This window comes from Mesorhizobium sp. M7A.F.Ca.CA.004.04.2.1, from assembly GCF_004022825.1.
Classification (GTDB): domain Bacteria; phylum Pseudomonadota; class Alphaproteobacteria; order Rhizobiales; family Rhizobiaceae; genus Mesorhizobium.
Window position 1 is genome coordinate 1 of sequence record NZ_RZPH01001525.1, and the last position, 879, is coordinate 879.

The following is an 879-nucleotide window of genomic DNA, read 5'->3' on the forward strand; positions in this document are numbered from 1 at the left end:
GCGCCGCACTCACCGTGCTGCGCCCATGACCTGCGGCTGGCAGCGCAGGCAATACGGATCCTGCACGCGTTCGTCGCCAACCCGATGCGATTCACGGATGGCGCTGCCGGCCATCAGATTGCGCAGGGCGTCGGCCGTCTCGATCTGGCCGGGATGCTTTCTCAGCACATGGATGCGCGGATCGAAGGGGGCGTCGGACCCTTTTGCCGCGTCGGTCGACAGGGCACCAGCGACCAGCGCCGATTGGTAGAGCACTTCGGCCTCGAACAAGGCGGCCAGCGCATAGGCGGTCGAAAACTGGGTGCCGTTGAGCAGCGCCAGGCCCTCCTTGGCGCCCAGCGTCACCGGTTCCAATCCATGCGAGACGAAGGCGACCTTGGCCGGGAAACGGCCATGCGGGGTGAAGCATTCGCCGACGCCGATCATCACCGCCGTCATGTGCGACAGCGGGGCGAGGTCGCCGGAGGCGCCGACCGAACCTTGCGCCGGCACCACCGGGATGACGTCGTTGGCCAGCATCGCTTCGAGCAGCTCGATGGTCTGCGGCCGCACACCCGACGCGCCCTGCGCCAGGCTGGCGAGCTTCAGCGCCATCATCAGCCTGCAGACAGCAACCGGCATCGGCTCTCCGACGCCGGCGGCGTGCGACAGGACGATGTTGCGCTGCAAGGTCTCGAGATCCTCGGCCGGGATGCGGACGCTGGCCAGTTTGCCGAAGCCGGTGTTGATGCCATAGACCGGCTCGCCCTTGGCAACGATCCTGGCGACAGCCTCGGCGCTCGCCTTGATCTTTGGCCGGCAGGCATTGTCCAGCTTGGGCACGGCGCCACGATAGATGGCGCGCCAGTCGGCCAGCGTCGCATTGCCGGGCTTCAGGGT

Annotated in this window: 1 pseudogene; it reads right to left on the minus strand. The window is 67.6% G+C overall.

What is annotated here, in order from left to right:
- Positions 1-15: 15 nt before the first annotated feature.
- Positions 16-879, minus strand: a pseudogene (locus tag EN893_RS35875) (aromatic amino acid lyase); the annotation flags it as partial.